General features: G+C 38.9%; 19 protein-coding genes. 7 read left to right on the top strand and 12 right to left on the bottom strand.

From position 1 onward, the window contains the following. Positions 1-105: 105 nt before the first annotated feature. From CXF93_RS08880 to CXF93_RS08835, 9 genes are all read right to left on the bottom strand, one after another. Positions 106-894, bottom strand: a complete 789-nt coding sequence (locus tag CXF93_RS08880) for an alpha/beta hydrolase (protein WP_232784154.1) — start codon at positions 892-894, stop codon at positions 106-108. Between the two features lie 489 nt (positions 895-1,383). Further along, a complete protein-coding gene (locus tag CXF93_RS08870; protein WP_101063302.1) occupies positions 1,384-1,740 on the bottom strand; it encodes a hypothetical protein in 357 nt (118 codons plus the stop codon). Between the two features lie 97 nt (positions 1,741-1,837). After that, on the bottom strand, positions 1,838-2,395 hold the full coding sequence (locus tag CXF93_RS08865) for a GNAT family N-acetyltransferase (RefSeq protein ID WP_232784153.1): 558 nt from the start codon (positions 2,393-2,395) through the stop codon (positions 1,838-1,840). Then, entirely contained in the window at positions 2,355-2,678 is a 324-nt protein-coding gene (locus tag CXF93_RS08860; protein ID WP_101062062.1) for a hypothetical protein, read from the bottom strand. Before CXF93_RS08860 ends, CXF93_RS08865 begins: the two co-directional genes overlap by 41 nt. An 80-nt stretch (positions 2,679-2,758) precedes the next feature. After that, positions 2,759-3,214: a DUF302 domain-containing protein gene (locus tag CXF93_RS08855; RefSeq protein WP_101062061.1), complete on the bottom strand. Its 456-nt coding sequence runs from the start codon at positions 3,212-3,214 to the stop codon at positions 2,759-2,761. A 169-nt stretch (positions 3,215-3,383) separates the two neighbouring features. Beyond that, entirely contained in the window at positions 3,384-4,259 is an 876-nt protein-coding gene (locus CXF93_RS08850; protein ID WP_101062060.1) for a DMT family transporter, read from the bottom strand. 87 nt (positions 4,260-4,346) lie between these two features. Beyond that, positions 4,347-4,691 (bottom strand): ribonuclease E inhibitor RraB, encoded by a 345-nt coding sequence (locus CXF93_RS08845; RefSeq protein ID WP_101062059.1) that lies wholly within the window; start codon positions 4,689-4,691, stop codon positions 4,347-4,349. Between the two features lie 121 nt (positions 4,692-4,812). After that, positions 4,813-5,283 (bottom strand): GFA family protein, encoded by a 471-nt coding sequence (locus CXF93_RS08840; RefSeq protein ID WP_101062058.1) that lies wholly within the window; start codon positions 5,281-5,283, stop codon positions 4,813-4,815. A 131-nt stretch (positions 5,284-5,414) separates the two neighbouring features. Next, positions 5,415-5,846 (bottom strand): TerB family tellurite resistance protein, encoded by a 432-nt coding sequence (locus CXF93_RS08835; protein ID WP_101062057.1) that lies wholly within the window; start codon positions 5,844-5,846, stop codon positions 5,415-5,417. Between the two features lie 443 nt (positions 5,847-6,289). On the opposite strand from CXF93_RS08835, the gene CXF93_RS08830 reads away from it, so the two are divergent. Together CXF93_RS08830 and CXF93_RS08825 are read left to right on the top strand one after the other, a co-directional pair. After that, complete coding sequence (locus tag CXF93_RS08830; RefSeq protein WP_157824435.1) at positions 6,290-6,832, top strand: hypothetical protein; 543 nt, start codon at positions 6,290-6,292, stop codon at positions 6,830-6,832. 187 nt (positions 6,833-7,019) lie between these two features. Beyond that, positions 7,020-7,616: a hypothetical protein gene (locus CXF93_RS08825; RefSeq protein WP_157824434.1), complete on the top strand. Its 597-nt coding sequence runs from the start codon at positions 7,020-7,022 to the stop codon at positions 7,614-7,616. A 148-nt stretch (positions 7,617-7,764) separates the two neighbouring features. Here CXF93_RS08825 and gyrA read toward each other — a convergent pair whose 3' ends face one another. Further along, positions 7,765-10,479 carry a DNA topoisomerase (ATP-hydrolyzing) subunit A gene (gene gyrA, locus CXF93_RS08820; RefSeq protein WP_101062054.1) on the bottom strand — a complete coding sequence of 905 codons (2,715 nt, stop codon included), beginning with the start codon at positions 10,477-10,479 and terminating at the stop codon, positions 7,765-7,767. Between the two features lie 235 nt (positions 10,480-10,714). Here gyrA and ubiG point away from each other — a divergent pair, with 235 nt between their 5' ends. From ubiG to CXF93_RS08795, 5 genes are all read left to right on the top strand, one after another. Further along, the gene (gene ubiG, locus CXF93_RS08815; RefSeq protein ID WP_101062053.1) at positions 10,715-11,413 is read left to right on the top strand and encodes a bifunctional 2-polyprenyl-6-hydroxyphenol methylase/3-demethylubiquinol 3-O-methyltransferase UbiG; all 699 of its coding nucleotides are present in this window, start codon (positions 10,715-10,717) and stop codon (positions 11,411-11,413) included. A 578-nt stretch (positions 11,414-11,991) separates the two neighbouring features. Continuing rightward, positions 11,992-14,265: a class 1a ribonucleoside-diphosphate reductase subunit alpha gene (gene nrdA / locus CXF93_RS08810; RefSeq protein ID WP_101062052.1), complete on the top strand. Its 2,274-nt coding sequence runs from the start codon at positions 11,992-11,994 to the stop codon at positions 14,263-14,265. Between the two features lie 89 nt (positions 14,266-14,354). Further along, complete coding sequence (nrdB, locus tag CXF93_RS08805) at positions 14,355-15,485, top strand: class Ia ribonucleoside-diphosphate reductase subunit beta (RefSeq protein WP_017221643.1); 1,131 nt, start codon at positions 14,355-14,357, stop codon at positions 15,483-15,485. Then, positions 15,485-15,760 (top strand): class I ribonucleotide reductase maintenance protein YfaE, encoded by a 276-nt coding sequence (gene yfaE, locus CXF93_RS08800; RefSeq protein ID WP_101062051.1) that lies wholly within the window; start codon positions 15,485-15,487, stop codon positions 15,758-15,760. The genes nrdB and yfaE overlap by 1 nt, the downstream gene beginning before the upstream one ends. A 294-nt stretch (positions 15,761-16,054) precedes the next feature. Further along, a complete protein-coding gene (locus CXF93_RS08795) occupies positions 16,055-16,897 on the top strand; it encodes a DUF692 family multinuclear iron-containing protein (protein ID WP_101062050.1) in 843 nt (280 codons plus the stop codon). Between the two features lie 47 nt (positions 16,898-16,944). On the opposite strand, the gene CXF93_RS08790 is transcribed toward CXF93_RS08795, so the two are convergent. Further along, entirely contained in the window at positions 16,945-17,127 is a 183-nt protein-coding gene (locus tag CXF93_RS08790; RefSeq protein ID WP_101062049.1) for a hypothetical protein, read from the bottom strand. 64 nt (positions 17,128-17,191) lie between these two features. After that, a complete protein-coding gene (locus CXF93_RS08785) occupies positions 17,192-17,398 on the bottom strand; it encodes a DUF3565 domain-containing protein (RefSeq protein ID WP_101062048.1) in 207 nt (68 codons plus the stop codon). Positions 17,399-17,467: the final 69 nt, after the last annotated feature.

The following is a 17,467-nucleotide window of genomic DNA, read 5'->3' as shown; positions in this document are numbered from 1 at the left end:
AACAACTAATGCAATATTGCCAATCTTTTGTTCAATCTGTTTTTTCATTTTAATCTCATTGTTAATTAAATATTGTTATTCTCATCCTTTCTCTCGTTACGACTCTCATTGCTCATTAAAATCAACTAGCCAGTCTTTAACTACAGCTTTAACTTGAGGTCCGACAACAACGCCCATGTGTGTCACATTAGGCAGTAGCGACACTTCTACGTCGGTGTATTGTGATATGACTGGCTCAAACTGTTCGGCAATAAAGGCATCATCAGCGCAACCACCAACAACCAATACTGGTTGGGTGATGGCGCTGAGATCTTTTTTATAATCCCGAGGGGCGTAAGCGGTATTTAGTCGATGAGAATACGCCAAGGTTTCGGTTCCATCGCGCACTGCTTTGGGCATATAAAACGAGATAGCAGTCAGTGAATCACACCAATGAATACCCATCATATTAAGCATGCTTAGTCCAACGATTCGACCTGTGTAAGGATTTGCCCAGCCACCTGAATTAGGACGCATCGTAGCCGCGTTGTATTTAAGAAAAGGCGAAAGTAACAGGTAGGCGTCTACTTGCTTGGCGTATCGACTGCCCGCAAAACGTATAGCTAATCCACCGCCAGATGAGTGACCACCGACAATCAATTTCGCGTTGGGACGAACTTTTCGAATGTGAGCAATAAGATCCGCCAGGTCATCTTCCAATTGGTCAATGTGTTCGACATCCCCGCGCCGCTCAGGTGTTGGTCCATGGCCCCGTAAATCTGGGGTATAAACCTCAGCCAGCCCACCTGCGCTGATAGACTCAGCCAAAGGCAGGAAATACTGACTATGCCAACCTGAACCATGCAGTAGGATGAGCACTATATTAGATTGAGACGGATAGTGTCGATACGTCAAGCCTTTGCCATCTCTGCTCTCGAACCTGTTCAATGGTGGCAGATTTGTATAATCGAAAGATAACTCAGTAAAGTCCAGCCCGGTTTTAGCTAGTGCAGATTTTTTTCCTTTACCAAAAACAATGAGCAGAGTGATAATACAAAATTGAACCACGACAAAGCTGGCGATAAAGTTAATGATGGTTAACAGAATATCCATAGCCTAATACTCACACTTATCTTGTTCATAGTTGAAACTACCGCTCGCATCAAGGCAAGAATCAACGAGCCAGAAAGTCGAACCGTCTAGCACAATAAAACCGGTTAAGCTGACAGTGAGCACTATAAATACCCTAACCCATTTGAGCTTATTTTTTCTAGTGTAATGCCAAACTGAAAGGATAAACGACAACATTACCACAATTCCTAAAAGGTACATTAAAACCATATTCCGTTTACCTTACCTAAATTTATCCGAACTGATTGTACTGATCACCATTTAAAGGCATAACTAATCTATTAGGCGCGGAAGTTCGTCACCTTCAACAAGATGAATATTTGTAGAATAGTAAGCAGGGCTGTATTCAATTGTGAGCGAAAAATATAAACTTTGCTTAAGATTATTTTTTATTGCGTGTTCAATTTGGTTACTTAGCTTATGCGTAAATGCATCATCTCGGTGTGGCTTAGTTAATAAAGAGATTGTCACGAGCATGTGGGGATATTTGTACTGAGAACAAGGATACGCTCTTGATTTACATTCGCCCGCACTCTTATCACTGTCAGTGATAATACCCTCTACAACATTAAATATTTTGTCGGTATCTATGTCCAAATTATCGGTATATTTGATTTCTACATGAAGCATTTCTGTATATTCCTTTGCGTATATAGCGCTGTTAAATTGAATTAATTCGTTTTTGTTGCACTTATTACTCGAATCCAGCTTCATTCACGTAATCATATTATGCGATTTTACCGTGCATAATATATTGAGGGCCAGCGGCACCGCCAAGATACTTTTCACCCGAGTCCTCAAAACCGCCTTTTTGATAGCAAATTCGGGCACCTGGATTTTTGCAATTAACAGTGAGATAAATCGATCCATAAGATGAATAATTCTGTTTTAGGTAAGGAAATAATGCTTTCACTGATGCAGATCCCAACCCCTTGCCTTGCTGATTTACATCAATAGCAAAAGCTCTCAATCCAATGCAATTTTCAATACCAAGTTCATTGCTTAATGAATACATAACGTCTATTTTGAAAAATCCAACAACGTCATCATCAAACTTGATCACGTGAAGATGTATCGTATCACTACCATCTGCAAGGAAATCTGCAGCTGTACCAGCAAACTTAACCTGCTCTTCCGCTAAAGTAACTTTAAGTACAGCTTCAGCACTCAAATTTGTAAGTTTTTCGATTGTGACCATTTGACGTCCTTTATGTCGAGTATGGATATGTTTTGTCAGGTTAAATTTATTCACCCCAGAATTTCCACCATTTATTTCTGGTTTCACTGCTGTCTTTACCTTTCTGTGAGCCTTTATCAAGCTCTTTTTGTTCTTGGTTCAATTTCTTGTCTTTTTGCTTTTCGCTGCCTTTTTCTTTATCTGTACGATCTTTCTTTTCCTTTGTTATTTTTGTACTGTCTTGCTCATCACTTTTTGCTTGCATCGCTGATTTGTGTGCTTCTTTTTGCTCTGAAGTGGGCTTCCCATTACCAGCCCACTCAGGTTTGTCTGCGAAAACAGGTAACGCTAAAGCAACAGCCAATAGTGATACTAACAATTTTATTTGCATAGATAAATTCCATTTAAGTTGATGGTCTAACGCCACAATAAACCTGTAAACGCTGCTATTACAAAACTGATATTACAATACTAATTGCTAGATATTGTGGCGATACTTAATTTACTGAGTACTGTTGAAATTTTATTGATGACTTTATCGCAGCCTTGGATATTATGACGTGCTTTAATGTATTCGGGGTTGTTATATGAAAGCCAAACCCTGTTCTCTGAATCTTCACTAATAAGTACCTTCTGAGGCAGGTCAATTGCCACATTTTGAGCACACAGCATTAACGGTGTTCCGACTTTAGGGTTGCCAAAAATAATTACTTCCGTTGCTCTTAGCTCCAAGTTCACATCAGCAGCATTTTTTTGATGATCAATCCTAGCGAACAAAGTTAAGCCTTTGTCTTTTAATATCGACTCAAACCTGTCAGCGGTTTCTTGGACGCTATAGTTACTTTCAAATGAGATAAGGCTTTCATCAGCAATGACGTAAGAAGAAGCGACCAAGGCAAAAACTGCAAAGAAAATATTTCGAATCATAAATTTACCTATTTGTTATGTTGATAGCTAATTGGCGAGATAAATGAGTAAGCGCCTAACTGTTAAGTATATGTCTATTATCTAAAAGTATGACTAGGTAAATGGAATGTTGAGCGAAACAGATTATTTCCGTCTAGGTGGCGTTTAATGATTCAAATCTGCTCGATTTTTATTTCGACTTGCTGAGAGTGAAATAATATTTTCCTGAAATCACCATTAATATACCACCAATGACGATGGCGGCTGAAATGATTAGGCGGGTTGTAATTATCTCGGACACAAATATAACCCCGCCTATTGCGGCGATCACTGGAACAGACAATTGAATAACGGCTGCTTGTGTTGAAGATAGGCCGGCAAGCGCGATATACCATATTGTGTAACCTACTCCAGATGTTATAGCACCTGATAACAACGCTAACATTATCCCTTCTGATGAATAATTTAGATTTTGTTGAGTAACAAAAGCTAATAACGTCACAAAAGGGATGGTTCTTAAAAAGTTATAAGTCGTATCCATCAGCGGATTTTTGGAGCTACGCCCTTTTAATGTATAAATACCCCATGAAATCCCAGAGACTGTCATCAGTATGAAACCGTTCACTGAAGGCGTGGTTATACTAGGCAGTATGAGATAAATAAACCCGGTGAAAGCGACGATAACACCAGCCCACTCACTAATATGCAATCGCGTACCAGAAATAAGCGACAGCAATATCATGGTAATTTGAACGGCACCAAATAGAATAAGTGCACCAGTACCGGTATCCACAGAAAGGTAAGCATATGAAAATGTTATTGCATAAAGGAACAGTATAAAACCAGCAGTCCAACTGCCTTTAGATGATACCCCTTTATTGCTTCCTCTAATGCTTAAAATAATGAACAAAGCAATAGCGCCTGATAACAATCGAATTACGGTAAAGCTTGATGCATCAATAGCACCATTACCCAAGGCTAAACGACATAGTACAGAGTTGGCTGCAAATGCAATTAACGCCGAGCCTGTAAGTAAGCTTGTTTTTAATAAAGACATATTGATCATTGATGGTGATTCTCGGACGGTTCGACAGGCTTCTATTTTTCTAAGAATAGGTGTCACCTGCGCGACACCTACTCTTACTCTTATAAATTAAGCATGGCCTAAACCAACTGCCCATGAATCACACCAACCGCCATATTGTTTCATTTGGTTTGTTACCGAGTTCTGAGTATTTACAATGAAATCGTGGTCTACTTTGCTCAATACATAAAATTGAACATAGCCAAATAAGTCACCATTATTTATGTCTGCTTCTTCAGGCTCGATCAATTCACAATTTGGATATAGTTTTTGTATTGCTTCTTTCTCATTATCAGTAAGAGGCCAATGCTTAAAATCTATATTAAACTCAACCTGAGTTTCATTGTCAAAATCAAAGCCATTTTCTTCTAGACTGCGCATTACATCGCCATCAATATCGTTTGGAAAGTTCATTGTATTCCTCATGTCCACACAACACTGCAAACAGCAGCGATTAAATTTTGCTTATATTTTTATAGCCGTTATTTTAGCAAAAATAGTGTCACCCGCAATGTGATTGATGACGTTATTGCAATTACTTTACTAAGTTTAACCTTTCATGCCATTGCGCTATGCTTTCTTCTGGATATTCTGAAAAACATTTATCATTAGCCTTAACATCAGCTTCTACCCAGCCCTTTTTACTTGATAGCATAAGATGTGTTCTTTCAGGAGGCACTGGTAATGTACTATCAATTGCTGATGCGAATGGATGTAGTAACTCTGGCCACCTAGGGTCGTAAACCCACAATGCACTGGCACAATTACGACAAAAATTTCTTTCCATCGGGCTAACCCCCCCATCCGTTTTAGCGTTGTAAATACCAATATATTCTTTGCCTTCTATTTTCAGGGATTCAGCATCGCCACTTAAATTGACCGCGTACCCACCACCACCAGCTGTTTTTCGACAAATGCTGCAATAACAAAAGTTAAACGGATAAGGATGTTTTGATTCAACTTGAAATTTAACTGATTGACAATGACATGAGCCTTTTAATAACATGATGTTTCCTTTTTGCTTACGCATAAATTTGATAGAACTAACGCAACGAACTAAGCCGTGTAATCGAATACCACGAGATATCGCGTGAACTTAGGTGAATGGCGATAATAGGTAATGAGGGCACAAATGATTTATAACGAAGTACTATCCTCACGAACGCCTAATATTTTAGCAAAACGGGTTTTCAATCTCTTTTCAAAAGAGACAAACTCATTATCTGCCCAAACAATTTCATTCATGATTTTTAACATACATTCTCTTTCTTCTGCTGATATATTTTGTTTAAGATATTCTGCAAAAGAGTCTTGAGATAAATTGTGTTCTGCTACATTTTTCGCTTTTTCAATTAATACATACGATTCGTCCAGCGTTATCTGAAAGTAACTGCACAGTTTATTTTTTATATATTTATGTTCATCATTACAGAAATCATTATCTATACATGCCAAATCGACAAGTATGACTGCCAGACTCATTCTGACATCTTCGCTGTATGTTACTTTACTGCCGAAAACATTATTAATTTGAGCTTTAATATCACTAATGACATTCCAGATATCCATCTCTTTCCCTTAAATCAATAGTTAGCATTGTCGGTATCATTGATATTCACATTTATATGATAAAACGCTATATTTACCAACTCTATCAGCTGTTACTAAGTCTAACAAAATCGCTATCTAACTGAGTATATTGGCATAAATAAAAATGACAAGTGAGACGATACTATTTACGACAAACCACGCATTAATAATAAAAATATGAATAACACTGTATACACTTAATGCTATTTTATTCACTGTACCGTTCGCCATTACCATGAAGACAAACTTCGATCTTCAGACACAGAAACAGGTAGGATCGCAGTAATACGCTCACCTTCTTATTTCATATTCTTAAGGTCTAACCCTCTCACCAACAGCCCCATAATACTAAGCAGTACATCTGCAATTAAATTAGCACCTGCTAAGATAATATAGAGTTCTATTTTAACGCAGAGGCGTATATGAAAAGATTTCTTTTAATTGTTATGAGTATTTTTTTTATCACTGCTTGCAGCTCCGGTGGCGATATAAGTAAAGAAACAGCGCCAGAGTTTGATGGCGATCCTGGTTTTATAAATCCAGGTGATCCTGAAAATCCTATTGAAAAAGATGATACCGGTTATACAGTAATTGATGATCAAATTTTTTATAATGGTGAGTTATTAGGTACCATTGAGGGTGCTCTTGAAGGTGATGGAACTAAAAATGTGACATCCCCTGACGGCAAAGTAATCGCGACGGTTCAAAATGAATATAGCGGAATATGGACTTTACATGTTATTGACCCTGAAAATCCCCACCAAGGTGGTGGAGATGTGTATAAAATCGACACTACTGGTGGCACGATTAAAATAGATTGGGCTAACTCGACAATTGATGGTCGCTACGGTGTCGATCCAGCACCTGTACCAAAACCAGATCCAGCCGTCACCAATTCTAAAATGCCCACAATTAGCAGCGATACAAAAGCTAATATAAAACCAAAAGTAAAACTAGAACGTTAACATTTCAATGAATACTTTAACTACGGTTAGCTCAAATGGCTACTTTAAATGCCACAGACTAACAAAAATATTTATAACATTTTTGTTAGTCGCTAGGTCCTGCATATCAATGCAAGGGTTTAAATTTATTAGAATCGTATTTTGTTCTTTATGCTATTTTAACTGTTCGTTCTTATGGGCAACAAGCTTGTCAACGGAAGTGAGCAGTTATAACGATAAATTAATTACAACTGTATTTGCTAGTACCGATATAACAGAGGAAGTTAATATTAATGCCGAACTGGATTCGACTGGTTATCTCGCGTTCGGCGGTAGTTATGGCATGATGCTAGGTTCATTTTATACTGAAGCCTACGGAAGTTATGGGCGTTCTGATAATGTTGATGTTTATAATTTGGGGGGGTTAATTGTTACTCAAGTAACTGAATCTTTAGTTATATATATAAATACTTCACATCAATGGCGTAAGACTAAAGGGTTCCCCATTTTAGAACTTGAAATTTTTGATAATAGAGAATGGAAAAACAGCCTCGGTGCTCGTTATGCTCTAGTACCATGGTGTGATATTGGCTACTCAGTTGGTTACGATAAGTTATTATCTGGTAATGAAGGTTGGAAAGAAGTCGAAAATGATAGTATTACCCATCAAGATTTCACCGTTACCTTTAAGCCAGTTTGGTTTGACACCTTTATTCGCTATACCACCGGAACCCATCGTGTCCGACCCGGTGAGCCCATAACTAAGCATGATTCAATTGAGCTTGGGTTTAGCAAACGGTTTTAATAAGCCATACCAACCTTCTTTTATAAATTACATGCGACCACTTGCAACTTTGTAGTAAACCGCAGCAAAAAGTAAAAAAGGCCTGTCACTCTAGGAGTAACAGGCCTTATGAAGTTAATCTAGTTCAGTACTTACGTACTAGCCTTAATTACTCTTCAGTAGCTTCTTCTGCGCTGTCTTCAGCATCAGTTGGCGTCGTTGGAACTTCTGTTGGTGCTTCTGCATTTTCTGCATCATCAACAACAATTGCGTTCTCATCAATTTCAACTTCATCGATACGTTGTAAACCAACAACTAGCTCATCTTCACCAGTACGGATCAAACGAACACCTTGTGTGTTACGACCAACCGTAGATACTTCAGAAGCACGTGTTCTTACTAGCGTGCCGCCATTAGTAATAAGCATAATCTCATCACCATCAAGTACCTGCGTTGCGCCAACAACTTTACCGTTACGTTCACTTACTTTAATTGAAACAACACCCTTAGTACCGCGACTCTTCGCTGGGTATTCTGCAAGTTCAGTTCGTTTACCGTAACCGTTTTCAGTTGCCGTTAAGATAGCACCATCGTTCTTCGGTACGATCAGAGACACAACTTTTTGACCTTCGTCAAGTTTGATACCACGAACACCCGTCGCTGTACGACCCATAGGACGCACACCTTTAAACTTGATTTCAGGCTTACCGTCTTCATCTAGAACCGGGTTACCATCTTCGTCAAGTACAGGCGTTTCTTCAAACTCGCAGAAACGTACTACTTTACCTTCATCAGAGAACAACATAATGTCGTTAGTACCATCAGTAATATCAACACCGATTAGTTCATTCCCTTCATTCAGGTTAACAGCAATGATACCGCCAGCACGAGGCTTGCTGTATGCACTTAATGCTGTTTTCTTCACTGTACCGTTCGCCGTTGCCATGAAGACAAACTTGTTATCTTCAAACTCAGACACAGGTAGGATCGCAGTAATACGCTCACCTTCTTCCAGTGGTAGTAAGTTAATAATTGGCTTACCACGGGCTTGACGACTAGCTAATGGTAATTGATATACCTTCATCCAGTACAAGCGACCACGGCTTGAGAAGCACAGAATATGATCATGTGTATTAGCAACCAACAGACGTTCAATGAAATCTTCTTCTTTCATCTTCGTTGCTGATTTACCTTTACCACCACGACGCTGAGCGTCATAATCAGTAAGAGGCTGATACTTAACATAACCTTCGTGAGACAGTGTTACTACAACATCTTCACGTTCAATTAAGTCTTCTAAATTAATATCTGCACTGCTTGCCGAGATCTCAGTACGACGTTCGTCACCAAAGTTATCTTTTGAAGCTTGTAGCTCTTCAGTGATCACTTCAAGTAAACGCGCTGGCGTATTAAGAATATGTAATAACTCAGCAATAACTTCGAGTAAATCTTTATATTCGTTAAGGATTTTCTCGTGTTCTAGACCTGTTAGTTTGTGTAAACGTAAGTCTAGGATTGCTTGTGCTTGTATCTCTGTTAAGAAATACGAACCTTCACGAATACCATACTCAGCTTCTAACCATTCAGGACGAGCAGCATTATCACCAGCACGTTCTAACATTGCAGCAACGCCGCCTAACTGCCAACCGCGGCTGATCAAGGCTTGCTTTGCTTCTGTCGATGTTGGTGATTGCTTAATTAAAGCAATAATGTCATCAATATTTGCTAGTGCAATCGCTAACGACTCAAGGATATGAGCACGTTCACGCGCTTTACGCAGTTCAAATACAGTACGACGTGTAACAACTTCACGGCGATGACGTAAAAATGCATCTAGCATTTCTTTTAACGTGAAAATCTTTGGTTGTTTGTCGATCAATGCAACCATGTTTATACCAAACACAATTTGCATTCGCGTTTGCGCATAAAGGTTGTTTAATACAACTTCACCAACAGCGTCACGCTTAACTTCAACAACCATACGCATACCATCTTTATCAGATTCGTCGCGTAAAGCACTAATGCCTTCAATTTTCTTATCTTTTACAAACTCAGCAATACTTTCAATCAAGCGTGCTTTGTTTACTTGGTACGGTAGTTCGTGAACAACGATTGTTTCTCTGCCACGTTCGTTGGTTTCAATATCTGCGCGAGCACGGATATGAATTTTACCACGACCAGTACGGTAAGCTTGCTCGATGCCAGCTTTACCATTAATGATACCGTGTGTTGGGAAATCTGGGCCTGGAATGTATTCCATTAATTCTTCAAGACTTAAGTCTGGATTTTTAATTAATGCTAAACAACCATTAATCACCTCGTTTAAACTATGAGGTGGGATATTGGTTGCCATACCTACAGCAATACCAGATGAGCCATTAACCAATAGATTAGGAATACGCGTTGGCATAACTTCCGGAATGAATTCAGTACCATCATAGTTAGGTACGTAATCAACCGTTTCCTTCTCTAAATCGGCAAGTAATTCATGCGCGATTTTTGACATTCTGATTTCGGTATAACGCATTGCGGCTGCAGAATCACCGTCAACAGAACCGAAGTTACCTTGACCATCTACCAGCATGTAGCGCAAAGAGAAAGGCTGCGCCATACGTACAATAGTGTCATAAACAGCTGTATCACCGTGTGGGTGATATTTACCGATTACATCACCAACAACACGTGCTGATTTTTTATATGGTTTGTTCCAATCATTCTTCAATTCGCTCATTGCGAATAAAACGCGGCGGTGAACTGGCTTCAAGCCATCGCGAACATCAGGAAGAGCACGACCAACAATAACGCTCATAGCGTAATCTAAATAGGAATTTTTTAATTCTTCTTCAATATTGATAGGTGTGATTTCTGTGGCTAAATTACTCATATAAGCCTTTACCCCTAAGTTTTAAAGTGCTTTCTATTATATTTTTTAGAGATTCATTCTAGCATAATATTTACCAGCAAATACAATATATAAGAAAATTAACTTACTTGTAATACGATTTTATTCACTATTTATTCACTCATCAATAAATAATACTTCTGAAATCATTTTCTCGTTATATACTGTGCCCATATTTATTATTATTCACCCTATTACTTTATCAAGAAGACTTTGTATGAATGTAGATAAACAGGAAATCGCTAAATTTGAAGCCATGGCAAGTCGTTGGTGGGATCCAGCAGGTGACTTCAAACCATTACATCAAATCAATCCATTACGCTTAGACTACATTGATGAGCGCAGTGGCGGTCTATTTGGCAAAAGAGTTCTAGATGTTGGCTGTGGTGGCGGTATCTTAACCGAAAGTATGGCTCGCCGCGGCGCACAAGCATTAGGCGTTGATATGGGTAAAGAACCCCTCAATGTGGCTAAATTGCACGCACTTGAATCAGGTACTGAAGTTGAATACCGTCAAGTATTAATAGAAGAGTTAGCAGAAGAACAGCCAAATAGCTTTGATGTCATTACGTGCATGGAAATGCTAGAGCACGTACCGGATCCCGGTTCTGTGGTTAATGCATGTATGCGTTTAGTTAAACCAGGTGGCCATGTATTTTTCTCAACGATCAATCGTAATTTAAAATCATACTTGTTCATGATTGTTGGTGCCGAGAAGATTATGAAGATGATGCCTAACGGTACCCATGACCATAAGAAGTTTATCCGCCCTTCTGAACTGCTACATTGGGTTGATCAATCAGGTCTATATTGTCATCACATGACAGGCCTGCATTACATTCCATTAGTTGACCAGTTCAAACTGGGCGAGAATGTTGACGTTAACTATATGCTGCACACACAGCTTATTGATTAATGTCATACTTAGTTCACCTGACAGCGCCTTGTTGTTAGGTGAATATATTGCCACTCCCTTATGCCTCTATTTTTCTTTTATACTTCTATATAGCATAGATACAACGCCATAAATTCAGCTCATCTCTACATCCCCATATAAGTAAACGTTTTCCACTTTGTAGGTAATATGAAACTTACTGCATACAAAATGACGTAATTGTTTGTTATAACAACCAGCTCGCATAATTATAATATAATACTTGCATGGTAGTTTTATAAACGGATTAGCTGTAAATATAATCAAAGTTTTTGAAGATCATCACATAAGCTTGGCAACACTTTTTTTTATTTTTTTTTTCACTTTAACTGTTGATTTTTGCTAACCGTAATTGATCACTGAGGCCAGAATGTAAGTCGCTACTAACTCACCAAATTATCCACATGTTATTCAGTTTACTGCTACTTGCCAAAAATCAATTATCACTCTATCTTGTATGCATGAATACAGGACAACACTACATCTTGTGTATTAACAAGAATATCAGTACTAGTGTTGGTAGACACATTCTTAACATTGTTTTAAGGTTAGTCAGCTAAATGAATAAGAATTTACTAGTTACAAAACGCAGCGGTAAGCAAGAAACGATCGATCTAGAAAAGATCCATCGTGTGATCAAATGGGCAGCTAAAGGGTTGAATAATGTATCGGTATCACTGGTTGAGTTAAAATCTCACATCCAGTTTTACGACGGTATTCGCACTGAAGATATACATGAAACCATGATCAAAGCTGCGGCGGATTTAATTAGTGAAGAGGCGCCAGATTATCAATATCTTTCAGCGCGTTTAGCTGTATTCCATTTACGTAAAAAAGCCTACGGTAAATTTGAACCGCCAGCGCTTTATGACCACGTAAAATTAAATGTTGATGCGCATCGCTATGATGCTCACCTACTTGCTGACTATACTGTTGAAGAATTTGCAGAAATGGACCTGTTCGTTGATCATTGGCGTGACATGAACTTCTCTTACGGTGCTATTAAGCAGCTAGAAGGTAAATACCTACTACAAAACCGTGTTTCTGGTGACATCTACGAAAGCCCACAGTTCTTATATATCTTAGTTGCAGCAAGCTTATTTGCGACTTACGATAAATCAGTGCGTATGGACTACATTCGTCGTTTCTACGAAGCAACATCAAGCTTTAAGATCTCACTACCAACACCAATTATGGCTGGTGTTCGTACCCCTACTCGTCAATTCAGCTCGTGTGTATTGATCGAGTGTGACGATAGCCTAGACTCTATTAATGCTGTATCTAACTCTATTGTTAAGTATGTATCGCAACGTGCTGGTATCGGCATCAATGCAGGTCGTATTCGTGCACTAGGTAGCTCAATCCGTGGTGGTGAAGCATTCCACACTGGTTGCATCCCATTCTACAAACACTTTCAGACAGCCGTTAAATCGTGCTCTCAAGGTGGTGTTCGTGGTGGTGCTGCAACATTATTCTACCCACTATGGCATTTAGAAGTTGAATCACTGTTAGTACTTAAAAACAACCGTGGTGTTGAAGAAAACCGTGTACGTCATCTTGACTACGGCGTGCAAATTAACCGTTTAATGTACCAACGTTTAATTGATAACAAAGACATTAGCTTGTTCAGCCCATCTGATGTAGATGGTTTGTATGATGCATTCTTCCAAGATCAGGATGAATTTGAGCGTCTATATAAGCTTTACGAACAAGATCCATCAATTCGTAAACAAACAATTAAAGCCAGCGAACTGTTCGGCTTAGTCATGCAAGAACGTGCAAGCACTGGTCGTATCTACATCCAAAACGTAGATCACTGTAATACCCACAGTCCATTCGACCCAGCTGTAGCACCGATTAGACAAAGTAATTTATGTCTTGAAATTGCATTACCAACAAAACCAATGCAACACCCAGGTGATGAAGAAGGTGAAATTGCACTTTGTACATTATCTGCATTCAACCTTGGTGCGATTAAAGATTTAAGTGAATTAGAAAACCTTGCAGACCTAGCAGTACGTGCACTTGATAGCTTACTTGATTACCAAGACTACCCGATGCCAGCGGCTGAAAAATCAACCATGGCGCGTCGTTCTTTAGGTATAGGCGTGATTAACTACGCATACTACCTCGCAAAAAACGGTGTTAAATACTCAGACGGTAGCGCAAACAACTTAACGCACAGAACATTTGAAGCGATTCAATTCTATCTATTGAAAGCGTCGATGAACCTGTCGAAAGAACGAGGTCCATGTTTAGCATTTAATGAAACGACTTACTCACAAGGTATCTTGCCAATTGATACTTATAAGTCAGCGCTAGATGAGATTTGTGATGAAGAATTGCACCTAGATTGGGAAACATTACGTGGCGAGATTCAAGAACACGGCTTACGTAACTCAACGCTAACAGCATTGATGCCATCAGAAACATCAAGTCAGATTTCAAATGCGACAAACGGTATTGAACCACCACGCGGTTTAATCAGTATTAAAGCAAGTAAAGACGGTATCTTGAAACAAGTTGTACCTGATTACGAGAATCTACGCGATAACTACGAGTTACTTTGGAATATTCCAAATAACACCGGTTATTTACAACTTGTTGGTTTGATGCAGAAGTTTGTTGACCAAGCTATTTCGTCAAATACTAACTATGATCCACAACGTTTCCCTGGCCAAAAAGTGCCAATGACAACGCTGTTAACGGACCTGATGTTAGCGTATAAATACGGCTTAAAAACGCTTTATTATCATAATACACGTGATGGCGCATCAGACGTTGATGTGATTAAAGAAGACGAAGGCTGTGAAGGCGGCGCATGTAAGATCTAAGTGATCGTTACATTCACCAAATAAACTGACACCTTTTCATTTGGCAGCTAATTAGGCTGCCTATTTAATGTATAAAACAGAGATAACCAATGAGCTACACTACTTTTAGCCAAACTAAAAATGATCAATTAAAAGAACCAATGTTTTTCGGCCAACCCGTTAACGTTGCTCGTTATGATCAACAAAAACATGAAATTTTTGAAAAACTGATTGAACGTCAGTTATCATTTTTCTGGCGTCCTGAAGAAGTAGATGTAAGTAAAGACCGCATTGATTATCAACAATTATCTGATCATGAAAAACACATTTTCATCAGTAATCTTAAATACCAAACATTGTTAGACAGTATTCAAGGTCGTTCTCCTAACGTGGCCTTTTTACCACTGGTTTCATTACCAGAAGTTGAAACATGGATTGAAACATGGTCATTCAGTGAAACGATTCACTCGCGCTCATACACACATATCATTCGTAATATCGTCAATGATCCAGCAGAAGTATTCGACGATATCGTTGCGAATGAAGAAATTTTAAAACGCGCCAAAGACATTGCAGGTTATTACGATAACTTAATCAATGCAACTCAGCAATTACATCAATTTGGTGAAGGCACACACGTCATCAACGGTGAAACAATTGTCGTTAGTCAACGTGCAGTGAAAAAGAAATTATACCTCGCAATGGTATCGGTAAACGTACTTGAAGCAGTTCGTTTCTATGTTAGTTTTGCTTGTTCTTTCGCTTTTGCCGAACGTGAATTAATGGAAGGTAATGCGAAAATCATCAAATTAATTGCCCGTGATGAAGCATTACACTTAACCAGCACACAGCACATTTTAAACTTGATGGCTGACGGTAAAGATGATCCTGAGATGCAAGAGATCTCAATTGAATGCTTCCAAGAAACACAACAAATCTTTATTGATGCAGCACAACAAGAAAAAGAATGGGCAGAATACTTGTTCAAAGACGGTTCAATGATTGGTTTGAATAAAGACATTCTTTGTGATTATGTTGAGTATATTACGAATACACGTATGGCTGCTGTTGGTTTGCCAATGGCGTTTGAAGTGCAAAGCAACCCTCTACCGTGGATCAATGCTTGGTTGGTATCTGATAACGTACAAGTTGCACCACAAGAATCAGAAATCAGTTCTTACTTAGTTGGTCAGATTAATGCTGAAATTAACCACGCAGATATTGGTACATTCGTTCTATAATGTCGATATCGCTGGCAACAAACTCAGGTAACTATCAGATTTCAGATCAAGATGGTTCCCTGCTCGATACGCTTGAGCGCACTGGTCATCAAATTGAATACCAGTGTCGGCAAGGCTATTGTGGCGCTTGTCGCACAACAATGACTTCCGGTTCGGTAACTTATACCACCGAACCACTAGCCACTGTCGCATCAGGTTCTATATTGCCTTGTTGCTGCAAAGCAGATAGTGATATTAAACTTGCCGTGATCGCGACAATCACTGTTGCAGCATAATCTACTCACATTTTATTAAATGGCGAGTATTAAAACCACAAAAAATATCAAGCCTTAACGAGATCCACTACGTTAAGGCTTTTTCATATCGTGACCAAGCATTCACTTTTCCACCTCATATAATGTAACTCTCAATACCTTACGAGATTGAGTGTGATTTACTTTGCAAAACCAGTAAACCTTACCCATACTCCTTTCAATAACGTATAAGCATTTTTATAGCGTACCGCACTTCAATGACGTACAAGCACTTCAATGACGTAAAGTACCACGACTTAAAAATAGGACCACTTTATGTTAGATGATTTAGTTGGGATCGGAATGCGTCCAGCGCATTATGAGCAACTCACCAATAGCCAAGTGGATATTGGTTGGCTAGAAGTACACAGTGAAAATCACTTCGAGATAAACTCAGAAGCGACTTATTACTTAGATAAAGCCAGTGACCGCTATCCTATCAGTTTACACGGAGTCGGCTTAGCACTCTCTTCTAACGAGTTGCTTGATACCACTCATATTCATCACATTAAAAAACTTGCCGACCGTTACCACCCATTTTGTATATCTGAGCATTTAGGTTGGAGTTCAATTGCTGGTCAACATTATAGCGATACATCTCCAGTACCTTATACAGAAGAGAACTTAAAACATGTAATAGGACGTATTGGGCAAGTTCAAGAAATTTTAGGTCAAGCAATTGCAATCGAAAATCCAGCCTGTTATAGCAAAAATAAAAACAACACCTTAACGGAAGCCGCTTTTTTAACCGAATTACAAGCAGCAACAAGCTGTAAAATATTACTCGATATAAACAATGTGCATATCAGTAGTCACCAGCTCGAATTTAACCCTTATGATTACTTAGCATCAATACCAAGCCATATTGTTAGCGAGATCCACCTCTCAGGTAGCAGTAAACTAATAAAAGATAACCGCATCACCTTCGACCAAGAACATGGCCAGAAAGTAACAGCGGAAGTATGGCAGCTATTTGAATATTACCTGCAACATTGCAACACAATCCCGACCTTAATTGAATGGGATACCAATATTCCAAAGCTAAGCGAACTACTACGTGAAGCATATACAGCCCAAAAAATGATACTGAAATCAAAACGCTTTAAAAACGCATGTTAGTTAGCATCGCAGCCAACAAATAGCCTAGAATCCAGCACTCACAAGATTCAACTTAATTTGCAGGGCCAATCAACTGTCGAGGCCTCAGGCAATACATCCATTAATAGCCCGCCAGTCAAATTACCCGTTGAGACGATATCTGCGTCATGCATACGTAAATCAACCGGTAATTGAATGGTACTTTTTAAATAGTAATCACAATGAGTTAACGCGTAACTATGACAAAGCATTAGTCACTACTATCGATCACACCATCGTCCACATTATCGAAATGTACGGAAATAGATTAATTCGCTAATCCTTGTCGCTAGGTGCACCCTCATCGCATTTTTTACAGTTAAGTTCATAACCTAACATCGATTCACGCCCTGCTATTGTGATAACCCAAGGACGACAAAACCAAGGCGGATTGTGACGAACATGCTGAAAATGATCACAGGCGAGTTCGGCGACCCAATCATCCTCTTCATCTTTATGATAACCAACAATTGGCTGCTGCATTATTCCCTCCTATAAAATACCCAATAAAGCCTTAAATAAAACCAGCAATAAAATCTGTAATAGTTCGAG

Origin of the sequence: Moritella sp. Urea-trap-13 (assembly GCF_002836355.1) — a bacterium.
Taxonomy (GTDB): Bacteria; Pseudomonadota; Gammaproteobacteria; order Enterobacterales; family Moritellaceae; genus Moritella.
Note: the sequence above shows the minus strand (reverse complement) of the source record. Positions and strands in the feature narration are given on the sequence as shown.